This window comes from Candidatus Neoehrlichia procyonis str. RAC413 (genome assembly GCF_000964795.1).
GTDB classification, from domain to species: domain Bacteria; phylum Pseudomonadota; class Alphaproteobacteria; order Rickettsiales; family Anaplasmataceae; genus Neoehrlichia; species Neoehrlichia procyonis.
Map to the genome: position 1 here is coordinate 796,986 of NZ_LANX01000001.1, position 17,825 is coordinate 814,810.

The window sequence follows — 17,825 nt, forward strand, 5'->3', positions numbered from 1 at the left end:
GCCTTTTTGATAAACTCACAAATCTTATATTGGATATATAAAGCCTTTCAAAAGATGTGCAACACTAAAACATATATATAATTTGCTAATTACCATATACAATTCAAAAATAACCTACAGTTCTTATGTACAATCCACACTTCTAAAAAAACTCCTATAAAATTTAGGATTAATTGACATATTTTCACATTATAAAAGATTTAATCATAATTTCATTAAAACTTAACATCTTACATCTATATATTTATGTTTAAAATAACAAAGGATATTAATATGGTTGATTTACAGCCTACATCTTATCATAATCAAATACACAATCTTGACAATAATTCTCAACACACATCAGATAATAACACTATGTTATCTATGTATGGAGAACTTTTTCTACAAGATATCAATTTCGATCACCTTACAATTAATAGTACTGCTTACCAAATTCACAATGATAAGTTTAACATTACATTTAACAACATTTATAGTAAAGGTACTGTAGATATTCGTATTGACTTTCACGATGATAATATGCACCACTTACTAACTATTAGAAATGCAGTTGTAGAATTAAGTGATATAAATCTGCAAGATAAAACTTTTTATTCTGAATTCAAATTTAACCCTAAAGAAAGTATGCAATTATATAAATCTATTATCTCTGACAATACAGAAATTGATTTCAACAATTTACAGTTAACAATTAGTAAAATAGAACCTGACTACTTTAATATTAATACACAAGAATCTCACGAAATAACACATCTTAATGATGATGATGATCATAGAGAACTTGGTCACAATACAGAACTTGATTTGGCACACACACATACTACTATTAATCAACAATTAGAAACAGTACTACACCCTAACACCAACACTAAAATTATACAAAATAATGAAAGTCAAACTAATATAAAGTAATCAAAAACTAAATTATCATAATTAAAAGAAGAGAATATTAACACAATAAACTCTTCAGATTAATGTAAAAATTTCTTACAGCTACGGTTTAAAAAAAACCGTAGCTCATTATATAGTTGCTATAATAATTTAATACATTCAAAAAAATTGAATAAAAATACGATACACGACCAATCCAAAGATTCAAATCTTCTCATAAAAACTATTTTAAAAAACAATGCTACTAAACAAACACTTAAATTCAAGAATATAGATACAACCATAAACAAAAAACTATCGCTTTTTAAGCAAATTTCCAAACGATTAACTCAATACATACATTTTGATAATTTCATAATATAACGTACAAACAGCTCATATTAATAAATCCTCTGTAACCATCGCCCATAAATGAAAAAAATATTTGATATATCAGGCTTACTAAAAACATAATTTGTGATAAAAAACTTAAATTATCAACAGCATAACTTACTATAAAAATCTTCACAAACCTTTACAAATTTTATTTAAACACATTATATAAATCTGACACTCCATAAAATTAACTTCATCATATTGTCTTAAGAAAATCATATGCTTTATACTATTCAGCATAATATTTACACTTAAGCACAATTAAGAAAATATTATCAATTCTATAAATCTTAGCATTAAAACATAAAAGCTACTTAACATTCTTATTAAAAACAATTAGCATATACATTTCATAATTCTTCTTTCGTTATTAAAACTCAATATATCATGACTCCCATTCCTTAAAAAAAGAATTACATTTTCACATAAATTTAAAACCTTTTACTTATCCTTACTCTTTAAAAAAGATGTTATTATATGGATATTTACAAATGACTATGCTATCACCTGAATGTAACTGTCAGAATTTAGGCGAATCAATAGCACAAATACATGCCCATGTACATCTAAAAAACATTGATGTAAGTAACATACATATTAACAATAGTGATTTTACAGTTCAAAATCCTGATTTCAGTACTATAGTTAAGTATTGTAATTACAGAATGCATGACCCTCATACCATTGCCATATTTAATAATGCAGATGCTCCTACACAAGTAGACATTAATTTTTACAATCACACATTAACTTTTAATGATGCAAATATTACAGGTACTATAGATACAAGCAATAAGTCTTTTGATGTAGACATTATATTATCCAATACAAACAACTTACAATATGATCATGAACATACTAATCCTCTAGGCATATCTGATAATGGATCATATATATCAATGAAATCTCAAAAATTAAGAGAAATTTTTCCAGAGATGTTTAACACTACAAACTAATACAATACAAAATAGCTACAATCGTTAATACACATTATGATATATCAAAATACAGATACGGAAAACAGATCCGTAGCTGAAAATACTATAAAAGTTATTTTATAGCCAATTTACAATTGGCACCATTTTATTATTAACACTTTACAAAATAATTATATAAATATTTGTAATAATACCATTAAGCTTATATATTTTCACACTATATTATTTAAAGCCTACATTGATTTTAACTATGTAATCTACCTACAACACATCTTATATAAATACTAATCAAAGTAGTGCATGCTTACATTTTTACAAGGTCGTTCATCTAGAAGATAATATACTATACAATAACTAAAAAAACACTCAAATAAAAATATATATAAAATAATTCCCATAACTAATATGCCATCAAGCTTAAAAACTATAATACAAATAATACATTTTGGTCGGAATGATGGGATTCGAACCCACGACCTCCAGTCCCCCAGACTGACGCGCTAACCCAAGCTGCGCTACATTCCGCTCTTTTAAAAAAAATTTTAATTTTACTATATTTCTAGCAAGGGTAACAAAGTTTATTTTTAACATAATTGCTACCTAAGTAATTCATTATACAACTAACAAATACAGAATTATTATTTCCCCCTAAATTTCACAGCCATTTAAAATTATTAAACCAGCTATGCTACAACAATAAACTTTAGCTATTTAAATAATAATGCTAAGTTAAGCATTATAGCGTCTCATCAAATTTTCTTTAACAAAGAATCTCTTAATTTTATCATATCTCTCAATAAAGTCAGTAAAACTTGTTTTTCATATATCATATTTTCACCATCATTAAGTGTTTTTAGTTTTCGTTGAACACCTTTAACAGTATATCCGCTATCATATAATAAATATTTAACTTTTTTTATCAACTCTATATTATTTTGATCATATAATCTTCGCCCTCTACGTTTAATAGGATTAATTTGACAAAATTTTTCTTCCCAAAACCTTAATACAGATTGTTCAACACCTATCATTCTTGCAACTTCCCCTATTGTATAAAGCTTCTTTTTATACTCTTTACATAAAGTTATATCATCAGATAAGCTTTCTTTCATTATGATTCATCAGAATTAATGAATTGTTTCACAAGTATAGAAGGATAAAATGAGATTGTATTATGTTCTTTAATTATAAAATTTTCTAAAGTTTTTGGATTGCGACCAATACGTTCTTTTTTTTTATATACTTTAAAAGTACCAAAAGAAGAAATTTTAAGTACGTGTTCTTTTGTTAACGATGATACCATTTCATCCAAAATTTCCCCAACAATTGATAAAGAATCCTCTCGAGATAACCCTATTTCCTTATTAATGACTTCTGCAATTTTTGCTTTCGTAAGAGTCTGAGTCATATATTTATAAATCACTAATCTAAGTCATACATTTTACATTATTTGCAAAAAGTATCAAGTCTATATATAGTTCAACTTATTACTCACATGTTATAGACAACAACATACCTACCATTATTAATGCATGCTCCTCCATACGATAAAAGGTAATTATACATACCAACAATTGGTAACATCCCCCATAATTACTATGCTAACTATAAAGTGTAGAAAAAAACACAGATATATCTAAAGATACTAACTTATGAAAACATTTTTAGCACATAAAGCTATATACAATCTCGTATAACAAAAGTCATTTATTTTACATTATTATTTGAAAAAAGTATAAAGTCTATGTATAGCTCGACTTATTACTCGCATGTATAGACAACAATATACCCACTAATATCATACTTGTTAATGTAACACTCCCCTCCATACGATAAAAAAGGTAATGGTACACCAACAATTGGTAACATCCCCGTAACCATTCCTATGTTAATTACAAAGTGTAGAAAAAAACATAGATATACCTACAGATACCAATTTATGAAAAACATTTTTAGCACATAAAGCTATATACAATCTCGTATAACAAAAGTCATTTATTTTACATTATTATTTGAAAAAAAGTATAAAGTCTATGTATAACTCGACTTATTACTCGCATGTATAGACAACAACATGCCCACTAATATCATACTTGTTAATGTAACACTCCCTCCATACGATAAAAAAGGTAATGGTACACCAACAATTGGTAACATCCCCGTAACCATTCCTATGTTAATTACAAAGTGTAGAAAAAAAAACATAGATATACCTACAGATACCAATTTATGAAAAACATTTTTAGCACATAAAGCTATATACAATCCCGTATTAACAAGAAGACTGTATAACATAAATAATATAATAACACCAACAAATCCCCACTCTTCACTAAATACTGTAAATACAAAATCTGTTTGTTTCTCCGGTAAAAAATTTAATTGTGCTTGACTACCATTAACAAGCCCTTTCCCATATATCCCTCCAGAGCCTATTGCTATTTGTGACTGTAATGTATTATACCCAGCACCTAAAGGATCTTTTTCAGGACTGAAAAAAGATATGATTCTACTTTTCTGATAAAAATGAAGAGAATTCCACATAATAGGTGAGACAACTATGCACATAACAAAAAAATACACTAAATACTGACTATTAACGACAACAGACATAACTAATAATGACATTGCAAACATTATACTAGCAGTACCAAGATTAGGTTGTTTTAAAACTAATAACATAAGTGGTAAAATAATCGCCATACATACCATAATGTTTTTTAATTCCATTAGTTGGTAAAAATTTTTATCATGAAAATATCGAGCAAGTACAAGTATTAAGGCAATTTTTGCAAACTCAGATGGCTGGATATTCAAACCACCAAATCTAATCCACCTCGTTGCTCCCATTACTGAAATCCCACACATATGAATCATCAACAATAACAACAAAGCTAATACATATATGCAATATGCGTACTTAATATACCACTCCAATCTTATCATCGATACTACTACCACCAACGGCAATGATAATATAAAAATACTTAATTGATGGCTTGCAAAAGGTGCCCATTTCCCGCCAGAAGCAGAATATTGTATGCTAATACCTATTAAAAATAATAACACCACATTAACTATTAAAAGATAGTTAATTTTTGGTAAATGTTGTACAACAACTTTATAAATTTTCATTACAAAAACATTAATTAAGTAGTGATATTATAGTAAAAAATCTTGTCAGTCTTTCTTTTAGGCTTCATAATAAGTAACATGTTAACATAATAGCTAAAAATGAAACAAATTATCAATATAATCAGCAACAAGTACTTCGTTATCTTCTTTTGTATTACATCAATTATTGTATTATTGGCAATAAATAATTTTTCATTCCACGTAGCAATCACTAAAAGTCCTCCTATAACAGTACAGGAAATTAACTCTGATGAATCTCTTTTTAAGTTAATGTCACATATGAATTCAGACATTACTCTTTTAACGTTATACACATCCTGGTGTAAAAGCTGTATACAAAAAATTCCAGAGATTAACAAAACTCTCAAAAATAATAAAAAAATTACCCCTATAATGATATCGCTAGATGAAAATAAAAATAAACTTATATCTTTTCTACAAGAACAAAAAAAAATAAACTTCATTCCTTATAACGTGACGCCCAGCTACGTAAATAAGTTACTGCATGCATTAATGAGTAAAGGAATATACTTTAACGGGAAAATACCTTACATTGCAATTCTTAGTAACAACAATGCCCCTATAACAAATATCACTAATATAAATAAAATGAATACATATATAGAAAAAATTACAAATAAACAACAATATGATCAATTGCGCTAAAGGTAAGGACATTGCAATAATAATGGGAAGTCAGTCAGATTTCCCAACAATGAGTAATGCGGTATCAATGCTAGAAGAGCTAAATATTACATTTATAACTCTTATAGTATCTGCACATAGAACACCAGACAGACTTTATAATTTTGCAAAATCAGCACAAAATATAGGACTAAAAGTTATTATAGCTGGAGCAGGAGGTGCTGCTCACCTACCAGGAATGGTAGCATCACTCACTACAATCCCAGTAATAGGTGTCCCTATAAAAAGTGAGTTTTTAAATGGAATAGATAGCTTGTTATCTATTGTTCAAATGCCTAAAGGTATTCCTGTAGCAACAATGGCCATAGGACCTTCTGGAGCAACAAATGCCGCGTTAATGGCAGCATCTATTTTAGGGATAAGCAATAATACAATTGCTAATAAGCTCATGCAATGGAAAAATAATCTGTCATCTTCTATCACTGAATCTCCATCTACAAATTACTAACAGACATATATTTCATTAATACTTTCGTAATACATTTTGTTACACAATTTTAGCAGTAAAGTTTTATTACAAATAAATTACATGTGCATATACTTCTTTAAAAATTGTCTCTATCTTATACAAATTATAATAATATCTATATGTTAACAAACATAAGTATATTTAAAATATATTACATGTTTATTCAATCTTGAATCAGCACACAACATCCTAAATATTACACAAGTAACTTCACTAAATGCCTAATATAACTTTCCTCCCCCCATCTTTAGCAATATCACCTACAGGATATATATATTTATAGAAGTACATAAAACTAACAACTTAATCTTCTTTTTATGTTGCTTTGTTTACTATTAGCAATTGATTCAATATCCTTTATATGTAAAATTTCACATACATTTTTCTGCAGATCGTGTATCTCTTGAGAATCTTCTCTAATTTTATCACATAATTTTCCTAACTTAATAATAGCTAACATTAATTGTGTATAGCAACATATTTCATCGATACCATAACTGAGATAATACTGAAACTTAAATTTATGTTCCGGACTTATAACATAATCGGCATCTATAAGTGGCCATAATTTTCTTCCAATTTCACCTTTATATTTAAACTCGCACATTGCCTTTATACAAGATTCTAATATTTCAACCTTAGCACAAACATTGCATCCTTCTTGCTCTAATTTCTTAATATAATACGAAATACGACACAATAAAGCTGTAGAACCATGTACTGCCTGAGACAGCAGATCATTTTTACTAAATGTTAATTCAAAAAAAGTTTTCGCTTTTATTTCTTGCTTATTATATACGTCCAATACACTAGAAAAATCTTTCACTAAATGTTTTAATAAAAAACAAGCTTTATGCATAGGATACCTTAATTGTGTACCCATTTCGTTAAATATCACTAAACTCTGTACACGTTGTGCATTAAATGATACAAGTTCTTTAATACAATTTTGTACTTGAGAACTGGCCATAACATTCAACTTATCTAGTAAATTTTGCATACTACTTACATCATCATTAATTACAGCATTACTAGCTGTTAAATATTTCTCAATGCTTCTACAACTATCTTTTAGCATCTCACTAATCACAAGAAAGTGCTCGTTATTTTTTTCAATAGCACACCTCTGTTCATCTACTTGACTAGATGTAAATGAAAAAAAATTTTCTATCACTTTTTGCTTTACAGCTAATGCATTAAGAAGCTCTTCTCTTAGATTTTGAAAATCTTGTTCTTGTCTTATAACCTTTACACGTAGTTTTGACAAAGCATCATCAACAATCAATTGATTACTCAATAAAGTACCACCGTAACTCTTAATAATCTCTTCATTTATACCTCTACACTTGACCATAAAATAAATCAAACACAAAGATAATAAAATCACTGGCATAACAATACACAAAGATATTTTCACCATTACAGGAATATTATTAGCATAAAGAATACTCTTTAAACCAGTCCCTATCCCTTTTAAACCAGTCCCTATTCCTTGCAAAAAAACTGATCTTAATAAAAACTCATTGCTTACTATTATAGAAATAGCAGCACTCAGTATTATAGAAAGAAAAAATAGCAATGACTTTGTTATAAAGAAAAAACGAACTGAATATAAATCACGCATTTTCCGTTCTTGCAACAATCCTCCATTACAATCCTCTACTTCATTAGCAGTCAACATATAACAACTCCTTCCCCTTCATTACTCCATAAAATATTAAATTAATGTATGGATTTATCTACAGTTTTTGATATATATTTGATATATACCAAAATAAATACCGTAGTTTAGTATTTTTACATCTAAAGCTCAATCTTGAAGTGTAGTAAATAATTAACCATAAATCAAGAAATTATATTAAAACATCTTAAGTACAGAATACAACAAAACAATTATCAATAACCTATTTTTTATATTAATAAACTAAGTAAAATTAGCAATATAACATAACAACTCATAATTGAAAATAAACTAACATTTATCATGTGTAAAACAACACTACTTAAATACTGATATCTATAACCATATGGATACATCTATGTAAAAACTCTACATAAATATATTAATATGTTATTGATAATAAACTTATTATTTGATAGCATTAAGATATATGCCTTATAATTCCCCTCATAGAGTAAAACAAATGGCAGCAGTTGCTATAATCATTGTTGCTGCAGGCACAGGTAATAGGTGTCATGCTGCTTTACCCAAACAATATAACTTACTTGATAATTATTCAGTGCTCTATCATACAATAAATAATGTGCTTAACCATCCCAATATTGATTATATACAAGTTGTCATTAAAAAAGAGCATGAAAACCTATATAATAGTGTTGTTTCTGATATTGTCAGCAAAAAACTTTTATTACCTGTATACGGCGGGAATAGAAGACAAGATTCCGCCAGGTTAGGATTGCAAAGTATAGCACATATTAAACCTGATTTTGTACTTATACATGATGCATGCCGCCCATTTATAACCCATGATTTATTGGGTAACCTTATAAAAATGCTAGACCAATATATAGGAGCTGTACCAACATTATCAATAAATGAAACTATTAAAACAGTACATAACAACATCATAACAAGTAATAGTAATATTGATAGAGATTCTACTAAAATTATACAAACCCCCCAAGCCTACAAATATCAAAATATATTAACTTGTCATGAATTAGCATATAGAATAGACCCGTATCAAGACTTTACTGATGATACATCTATACTACTAGAATATAATACTACTAATGTTACCGTAACAACAGTTGATGGTTATTATCACAACATAAAGATTACTACTTCTGAGGACTTATACAAAGCAAGAATGTACATTCAAAATAATATTCTCTTGTAGCAAAATCACTAATAACCCATGCCTATTTAGGTAGGCCTCATAAATCAGCTAATGAAATATCATGCTAGTTATACATACAATAAAAACATTAACAACTAAACCTACAACTTAATTAATACATCCAACTTAACTATTGTTTATTTTAAATTTTAATAAAAAATATTGCACCTTACAATACTTAGATCAACGTATATATAAAGCTACCGTTTCTTAACATATATATTATTGTACAATAATGCATAATAATTTTAATACTAAAACTATTAGCCTTGCTAAAAGAAAGGCATTAATTATACAAATATATATTTTTAAGGTAAATTACCTAAAATAATTTTCTTGTTACTAGCAATAATAATTTATCTCTTTAACTTTAAGTAAAAGAATAATATAAAATAAATTATAAATTTACCAAATTATACAAATACATAAAAAACTTCATCTATATACATAATTATTGTACAGTAATAACAATTACAATAATACAATTACCATTCACTTTTATACAAACTTATGCTTAATAATAAACCTCTTTTTAGAGTAGGAATCGGGTATGACGTTCATCAATTAATTAATACAGATGATGCAAATGAGCAATTTATTACTATATGTGGAGTAAAAATACATCATAATAAAAAAATTAATGCACATTCGGACGGTGATTTAGGAATACATGTATTAACAGATGCCATTTTAGGATGTATAGGATGTGGCAGTATAGGACAGCATTTTCCAAATACAAACCCAAAACTATATAAAATAAATTCCAGCATATTTTTACTAGAGGCACAAAAAAAAGCTAAAGACAAAGGATATATTATCTCAAATATTGATATTATTATTATCTGCCAACAACCAAAAATCATGCCTTATGCATTGCAAATGAAAAAATACCTAGCAAATCTACTAAAAATAGACCTCAATGCAATTAACATAAAAGCAGTTACAACTGAAAAATTAGGTTTTATAGGAAAAGAAAAAGGTATCGCTGCACAAGCTATAGTTGGCTGTACACTAATTACATAGATTATAGTATCATTATATATCAATTAATGATATAAATAATCGTTTTTAATATAATATACATACATGGGATTAAACTGCGGTATAGTTGGATTACCCAACGTTGGTAAATCAACATTATTTAATGCACTTACACAAACTATGTTAGCTGAAGTAGCTAACTATCCTTTTTGCACAATAGAACCAAATATAGGAAAAGCAATAATACATGATGATAGGCTAAAGGTATTAGCCTCTATTGCTCAATCCCAAAAAATTATATTTCATCAAGTTGAGTTTGTAGATATTGCAGGGTTAGTTAGTGGTGCTAACAAAGGCGAAGGACTAGGAAATAAATTTTTAGGACATATAAGAGAAGTTGATGCTATCATCCATGTGTTAAGATGTTTTCAAGATAACAATATTACTCATGTTCATAAAATTGTAGATCCCATACATGATGCAGAAATTATTGAAATAGAATTAATTTTGGCTGATATCGAAAGCCTAAAAAGACGTTTACCAGCTATAGAAAAAGCTGTTAAATCAAATAAAGAATCACAAAAAAAACTGAATATTATACTAGAAGTACTAAAGGTTTTGGAAAATGGAAAACTTGCAAAGAGTGCTACAAACATTGACTATAATGAATTACAACAATTACAATTAATTACTACAAAACCTCTAATGTATGTTTGTAATGTTGAAGATATTAATGTAGCACATGGCAATGACTTCTCAAAAAAAGTCAAAGTAATGGCCGAAGCAAACAATAATCAAGTTTGTTGTATATCAGCAAAACTTGAAACTGAAATATCAACACTTGATACTGAAGAAGAAAAGCAGATTTTTCTTTCTGAATTTGGTCTTCAAGAATCTGCGCTCAACACTGTAATAAAAACTATCTATAAATTACTCAACATGATTACTTTTTTTACTATTGGACCCAAAGAAGCAAGAGCATGGTCAATTAAACAATGTACAACTGCGGACAAAGCGGCAGGTGTTATTCATACTGATTTTGAGAAAGGGTTTATAAAAGCAGAAACTATAAGCTTTCATGATTACGTAAAATATAATGGAGTGATAGGATGCAGAGAAGCCGGAAAAGTAAGGTTAGAAGGAAGGGAATACATAGTGCAAGACGGAGATATAATACATTTCAGAGTTAATAAATAAGTTTCACGCATAACAATAAGTGCAAATTTACGTATAGTCTTATTTTGTTTTTAGTAAAGAAAAAACTGTAAAATAGCACAACAAAGTACCATTCCCATAATTATGTACTTCTTAAATTACATACATTTCAATAGTTAGTGTATAGTTACAATGTTATTGCACAATACAATTATCTATGTCTTTACTATTTTGAAGCAACAAATAGTTACTAAATTTAAGATCCAAATTTCCAATAAGTTAATCAGTAAATAACATTCATTAAATTAACAACAGCTATTCCACATACTTAAAAACAAACCTGATTAAAAATCTTTTATTACGTAAAACCACTCATAATAGAGCTCAGCATTTTTTTACAATAGAAAAATGTTTCTTATTCATTAAGTAACTAAACATTTCTAGCACAGAACCCCTTAAAAAATAAAATGGATACATTAAAAAAATACCACAAAAATGCCCACTTATAATTGCTTACTACTTTCCACAATATTAAGTGTACCTTTACTACATACAAAAATACAATATAACATTCAATACTCAAGTTACAACAATTTATACATAACATATTGTACATAGTATTGTTCAATCCATACTCTACATAAAATAACTAACTACATTTAATCAATGATTTTTCTAGCAAGCAAAATAATATGTAAACATTTAACTTATTTTCTTCTTAAACCTACCTAAATTTTAATTTATCATTATAAAACATACTATTTGCAAAGCAGAATTATACATGCAAAAGATTTTCACAGTCACATGAACATTCAATCACACTTAAGGTCAGCATTATCCTCTTATACCTCTGTACCACCTACTGTAATTAAATCTATTTTTATTGTAGGTTGACCAACACCTACAGGAATATCTTGCCCATTTTTAGAGCAAGTACCCACTCCAGGATCAAGTTTTAAATCATTTCCAACCATTGACACTTTTGTCAAAATATCAGGACCACTTCCTATCAATGTAGCTCCCTTTACAGGATAAGTTATTTTACCATTCTCTATTAAATAACTTTCCGACGCTGAAAAAACAAACTGACCTGATGTTATATCAACTTGTCCTCCACCAAAATTTACAGCATAAAGTCCCTTTTTAACACTTGTAATAATCTCATCTGCATTATAATTACCCGAAAGCATATACGTGTTTGTCATACGAGGCATTACTACATTTTGATAACCTTGTCGTCTACCATTACCTGTAGAAACAGTACCCATAAGCTTAGCATTCATATCATCCTGCATATACGACAATAAAATACCATCTTCTATCAATACATTATAGCTCGATGGATTACCTTCATCATCTATACTAATAGAACCTCTACACTTTTCCATTGTGCCATTATCAACTACTGTAATACCTTTAGCTGCAACTTGCTTACCTATAGACTCTGAAAAAGCAGAAACTTTTTTACGATTAAAATCACCTTCTAGACCATGACCTACCGCTTCATGTAATAAAACACCTGGAAATCCTGGGCCCAATACTACAACCATTTCACCAGCAGGTGCAGAAATAGCCTCTAAATTTACTAAAGATTGACGTAGTGCTTCATCAGCAATTTCTTGCCATTTTTTCTCTGTAATAAAATCAGCATAGCTTGACCTTCCACCATGTCCGGCACTGCCACATTCTTTTCTATTACCCTTTTCCAAAAGAACATAGACATTAAACCTAACAAGTGGTCTTACGTCACTAACCTTAGTACCATCTTGTTTAATAATTTGTACAACTTGCCATTGGGCACTAACAGAAGCCCTAACTTGTTTTACGTATTGACTTTTACTATGCAAATAACTATCAACATTTTGCAAAAGTGTAACTTTATCATTAAAAGACATTGTACTAATAGGATTAACATCAGAATATAACGTTAAGCCAGGTTTATTTAAAATAACTTTATTATTTGTGTTATTAAACTTCATAGAATTTATTATTTTCGCTGCTTTTTTTATTTCTATTTCACTTATTTCAGAAGAACATACAAAAGAAGTAATACCATCATAAAAAGATCTAAATCCAAATCCCTTACGAACATTAAAATCAGCATTTTTTATAGTGCCATTTTCAATACCTATAGTTTCTGACTGACATAATTCTAAAAATAACTCCCCTCCATCTGACTTGTACAAAGCATCTTTTACAATATCATAAATACTGTTTAAATTTACCGAATAAGAATCAAATAATATATTATCTACATCAAACATTTCCATATTTATACTCTTTTATTGTATATTAAACAAGTATAATAGGTGCTTTTTAACAATCAATTATAAAGTTCCTATAAACCCAACCCCGAATGGTGAAATTGGTATACGTACTAGCTTCAGGTGCTAGTATTTTTATGACCATGAAAGTTCAAATCTTTTTTTGGACACATGATATAAAAAAAAAACTACTTTACGATTTATCTTAAAAAGTATAAATTAGTTACAGTATTATATTAATCTATTAACTCTTATTATGAATCTATCAACTATTTATTCCGGTGAATCCTCAATTACGAAAGAACTTACTCAAAACACCCTTATAAAAAACATTTTATTAAAATTACAACATAAATCACATATACAAAACAAATTATATAATTTCAAACTAAGTCATCATCATAATGTTAACACTTATCATGCAGAAGAATTCTTAAGTATTGTATATACATGTAACACAAACCAGACTATTCCACATACGGAAAGCTGTACTATAATAAAAAAAGTTAATGACTTGTTCAACTTATACATTATTCCAATTTTTATACTACCAAGTGTGCATAAATCTATATATACATTAAATAGTTTAAATAATATAGATACATCTGGTATGTTACCTCATATCATAGTAACATTATCACATACATACAACTTAGAATTAAAAACAGAACCAATACCAATAGATCAAATAATTGCCTGCACCTCGCAAAAATCTAGTAGTATAATAAGTAAGTCACATATCATATTACAGCATACTAACGCTTTTCATCAACTTTTCAATATATTACAAAATAAAGAAGTAATATTTACACTTACTGTTGAGATACATCCTTTATTAATACAAAATGCTCTTCAATATATAAAGCATTTTAATACAGATTACATAGTTCGCAATTTACAACTATATCAAATATTACAAGCATACAATACTATTAACCCCAACAGTAATATACACACAAATACCTACAACACAGCTTTTATATTTAACAGCTATATTATTCCATCACAAAATACAATTAATGTATGTATAATGACTGACAAAGAAAATACACATATCCCAAACATAGTTACACAAACACAATATGTGTCAAATTCTTTAACATTTCATGAAGTAGATACTAAACACTTACAGCATTTTGGTGATATATTACCTTTTACATTAAACAACAGTACTAACTCTAATGATAAACATGAGTTTTGCATATCCCTTGCTCAATATAATAATGTAGAGTCAAATTTATTTTCCCAATTGGACACATACCTAAATTTACTTTTAAATAGCTTTTCAAATTATTACGATATGCAATTTCAAATTTTATCATCAAATAATAAATTCACATTTTCCAACAAAAAAACTATTGCAGCATTTATTATAAACTCTTGTACCCAAGGTTCTCAAAAACTTCAAGAAATACACAATACACAAGTGTTATATATTATACAAAATTTTAAATTCACAATAAAAATTACAGACAAAGCTATAACTTCTAACATAAAACCACAAAGTACTGCTGTTCAGCAAGTCAAATATACCACACAAAATCAATCACATGAGGAACTCATTAGCATTGCACTCACATTAAAGGATGATAATTCTACAGATACAGAAGATATACTAGGACAACATGCTGATGAATGCACCTTATTAAAACAGCACCAAAAACCTAATAATCTTCCAAAAGATACTGCAACTGCATTAGATGGTAATACTTATACATCTCATCTCACAGACCCACAAACAGGCGCATCGCAAAATACTTTATCTGCACTAAATCAAAAAAAGGGCTACCCATTATTAGATAGCAATATTCGTACATATCATCCCACAGACACGCAACCAAGCACATTGCAAAGTAATTTACCGGTACTAAATCAAAAAAATAAACAACCCTTATTAGGTGGCAATACTCATACATATCATCCCATAGACACGCAACCAAGTACATTACAAAGTACTTCACTGGCACAAAATCAAAATAGCCAACTTACAATGAAAAGTACTTCATCAAATACAGCAAAAAAAGCAAGTAGCAGTAAAAATAAGTTACTATCTAAGTTACCACAGCTTAGTCAAGCTAATACTATAGCTAGTGCTTTTATTTTCACAGTTGCATTAGCAGATATTTTGTATTATAGTTATGTAAGGATTAGCTATATTCACATCACCCAGAGAACACTTGTTGATATAGCTGTTGCATTAGGATCAGTATTACTAATATCATTATCAATTATCACAATACAAATAATGCAATATATAGAAAATCATTCACATCAAAAATGCTCTTCTCCAAATGCTCTTTCAGATGTAAGTCCTTTTACAATGTACTTCGCACCAGAAACTCAAATATTCAACAACCCGTAAGTAAATAATATTTCACAAATACATAAATATTAAGTAAATATACGCATTATATGACTTTTACATAGGGTATCAGCTTTTTTTACTACTATAAAAAAAGACAAGCCTCCCATTTAAAATGTATCGCTTTTAATATGCTTGCAATATAAATTTTTTCTTATAAAATATCCTTCAGTAAATTCTAGGGAGTACATGAACACTATAACTGTAAGAGAAGCATTATGTAGTGCTATTGAAGAAGAAATGGAGCATGATAGCACAGTATTCATAATGGGAGAAGAAGTAGGTGAATATCAGGGTGCATATAAGGTTACACAAAATCTATTACAAAAGTTTGGTCCAAACAGAGTTATAGATACACCTATTACTGAGCATGGTTTTGCAGGACTAGGTGTAGGAGCAGCATTTTCTGGATTAAAACCTATAATAGAATTTATGACTTTTAATTTTGCTATGCAAGCAATAGATCAAATTATAAACTCTGCAGCAAAAACTTACTATATGTCTGGTGGAGCGTTAAGTTGCCCTATTGTTTTTCGGGGACCAAACGGTGCTGCTGCTGGTGTGGGGGCTCAACATTCTCAATGTTATGCTTCTTGGTATGCACATATTCCAGGGTTAAAAGTTATATCGCCTTACTTTGCTGCAGACTGTAAAGGACTACTAAAATCAGCAATTAGAGATCCAAATCCTGTAATATTTTTAGAAAATGAAATAGCATACGGACACCAACACCAAGTTTTAGATGAAGTACTTGAAAAAAATTATTTTACTGAAATAGGAAAAGCATCTGTAATTAACCAAGGAAATGATATTACTATCGTAACATTCTCTTTACAAGTTAAAAACGCATTAGACGCAGTAAAGTTACTAAGTGAAAAAGGTATAAGTGCAGAAGTAATAGATTTAAGGACTTTACGCCCTCTTGATACCAATACAATATTAGATTCTGTAAAAAAGACCAATAGAATTATTACCATAGAGGAAGGGTGGCCATTTGCGGGAATTGGTGCTGAAATCGCAGCATTAATAATGGAACATGCTTTTGATTACCTGGATGCCCCGTTGCTAAGAATTACCGGAAAAGACGTTCCATTACCATATGCTGAAAACCTAGAACAACTTGCATTACCACAAGTTAATGATATAGTTGAAGCAGCGCTTAGCTTATGTACTCGTAATAACAACTATTACATATAATTGAAGTAGATAAACATAATATATATCTACTAATTAAAATGCAAAAAAGAAGACTATAAAAAGATAATGCATATGCTATTACATTTACCTTGTTCCATATGCTAACAATAGTTACACTATCCAAGTGATCTTTATAAAAAGAGATCACTTTTAGAATACTTAAATCACTATATGCAAAAATAATATGCTATATAACACAAAAAATTGATATAACCTTAATATATGTTACTACCTATTATTATTCTCATAATAAATTAACTAATGATTTCATAATTATAAATATTATTATGAAGCAAATGCTGTTACAGATTAATTGAACTTATTGAATAATTATATAATTCTTTATATTTTATTCTGAAATTTTCTTCTATATCCTTAGAAAATTTTAAAATATTTTAACACATCATCTTGTAATCTTCATAAATTGTTTTTTCTTCTCGCTGATAAATTTGTAAATACAATATCTTACAATATTTTAATTAATGAATC

Annotated in this window: 15 protein-coding genes and 1 tRNA gene; 9 read left to right on the forward strand and 7 right to left on the reverse strand. The window is 28.4% G+C overall.

Annotated features, from left to right (window positions below; translation table 11 throughout):
- Positions 1-273 precede the first annotated feature (273 nt).
- Together NLO413_RS02905 and NLO413_RS02910 are read left to right on the forward strand one after the other, a co-directional pair.
- Positions 274-915: a hypothetical protein gene (locus NLO413_RS02905; protein WP_045809015.1), complete on the forward strand. Its 642-nt coding sequence runs from the start codon at positions 274-276 to the stop codon at positions 913-915.
- Between the two features lie 845 nt (positions 916-1,760).
- On the forward strand, positions 1,761-2,225 hold the full coding sequence (locus tag NLO413_RS02910) for a hypothetical protein (protein ID WP_156965561.1): 465 nt from the start codon (positions 1,761-1,763) through the stop codon (positions 2,223-2,225).
- 428 nt (positions 2,226-2,653) lie between these two features.
- Here NLO413_RS02910 and NLO413_RS02915 read toward each other — a convergent pair.
- The 5 genes from NLO413_RS02915 to rodA form a co-directional block, all read right to left on the reverse strand.
- Positions 2,654-2,732, reverse strand: a tRNA-Pro gene (locus tag NLO413_RS02915).
- 224 nt (positions 2,733-2,956) lie between these two features.
- Positions 2,957-3,319: a MerR family transcriptional regulator gene (locus NLO413_RS02920; RefSeq protein ID WP_045809017.1), complete on the reverse strand. Its 363-nt coding sequence runs from the start codon at positions 3,317-3,319 to the stop codon at positions 2,957-2,959.
- Complete coding sequence (locus NLO413_RS02925; RefSeq protein ID WP_045809018.1) at positions 3,319-3,615, reverse strand: integration host factor subunit alpha; 297 nt, start codon at positions 3,613-3,615, stop codon at positions 3,319-3,321. The genes NLO413_RS02920 and NLO413_RS02925 overlap by 1 nt, the downstream gene beginning before the upstream one ends.
- A gap of 353 nt (positions 3,616-3,968) precedes the next feature.
- Entirely contained in the window at positions 3,969-4,088 is a 120-nt protein-coding gene (locus tag NLO413_RS04985) for an FtsW/RodA/SpoVE family cell cycle protein (protein ID WP_084229810.1), read from the reverse strand.
- Positions 4,089-4,238: 150 nt separating this feature from the next.
- Positions 4,239-5,342 carry a rod shape-determining protein RodA gene (gene rodA / locus NLO413_RS02930; RefSeq protein WP_045809019.1) on the reverse strand — a complete coding sequence of 368 codons (1,104 nt, stop codon included), beginning with the start codon at positions 5,340-5,342 and terminating at the stop codon, positions 4,239-4,241.
- 99 nt (positions 5,343-5,441) lie between these two features.
- On the opposite strand from rodA, the gene NLO413_RS02935 reads away from it, so the two are divergent.
- Entirely contained in the window at positions 5,442-6,008 is a 567-nt protein-coding gene (locus tag NLO413_RS02935) for a TlpA family protein disulfide reductase (protein ID WP_156965562.1), read from the forward strand.
- Entirely contained in the window at positions 5,992-6,495 is a 504-nt protein-coding gene (gene purE, locus NLO413_RS02940) for a 5-(carboxyamino)imidazole ribonucleotide mutase (RefSeq protein ID WP_045809020.1), read from the forward strand. The genes NLO413_RS02935 and purE overlap by 17 nt, the downstream gene beginning before the upstream one ends.
- A gap of 316 nt (positions 6,496-6,811) precedes the next feature.
- Here purE and NLO413_RS02945 read toward each other — a convergent pair whose 3' ends face one another.
- Positions 6,812-8,197, reverse strand: coding sequence for a hypothetical protein (locus NLO413_RS02945; RefSeq protein WP_045809021.1), 1,386 nt, complete (start codon positions 8,195-8,197; stop codon positions 6,812-6,814).
- A 430-nt stretch (positions 8,198-8,627) separates the two neighbouring features.
- Here NLO413_RS02945 and NLO413_RS02950 point away from each other — a divergent pair, with 430 nt between their 5' ends.
- From NLO413_RS02950 to ychF, 3 genes are all read left to right on the forward strand, one after another.
- Positions 8,628-9,377: an IspD/TarI family cytidylyltransferase gene (locus NLO413_RS02950; protein WP_052690379.1), complete on the forward strand. Its 750-nt coding sequence runs from the start codon at positions 8,628-8,630 to the stop codon at positions 9,375-9,377.
- A gap of 510 nt (positions 9,378-9,887) precedes the next feature.
- Positions 9,888-10,400 (forward strand): 2-C-methyl-D-erythritol 2,4-cyclodiphosphate synthase, encoded by a 513-nt coding sequence (gene ispF, locus NLO413_RS02955; protein WP_045809022.1) that lies wholly within the window; start codon positions 9,888-9,890, stop codon positions 10,398-10,400.
- A 63-nt stretch (positions 10,401-10,463) separates the two neighbouring features.
- Positions 10,464-11,555: a redox-regulated ATPase YchF gene (gene ychF / locus NLO413_RS02960; protein WP_045809023.1), complete on the forward strand. Its 1,092-nt coding sequence runs from the start codon at positions 10,464-10,466 to the stop codon at positions 11,553-11,555.
- Positions 11,556-12,355: 800 nt separating this feature from the next.
- On the opposite strand, the gene tldD is transcribed toward ychF, so the two are convergent.
- Positions 12,356-13,777, reverse strand: a complete 1,422-nt coding sequence (tldD, locus tag NLO413_RS02965; protein WP_084229857.1) for a metalloprotease TldD — start codon at positions 13,775-13,777, stop codon at positions 12,356-12,358.
- A gap of 256 nt (positions 13,778-14,033) precedes the next feature.
- On the opposite strand from tldD, the gene NLO413_RS02970 reads away from it, so the two are divergent.
- On the forward strand, positions 14,034-16,139 hold the full coding sequence (locus NLO413_RS02970) for a hypothetical protein (RefSeq protein ID WP_045809025.1): 2,106 nt from the start codon (positions 14,034-14,036) through the stop codon (positions 16,137-16,139).
- A 156-nt stretch (positions 16,140-16,295) separates the two neighbouring features.
- Entirely contained in the window at positions 16,296-17,336 is a 1,041-nt protein-coding gene (locus NLO413_RS02975) for a pyruvate dehydrogenase complex E1 component subunit beta (RefSeq protein ID WP_269744835.1), read from the forward strand.
- Positions 17,337-17,825: the final 489 nt, after the last annotated feature.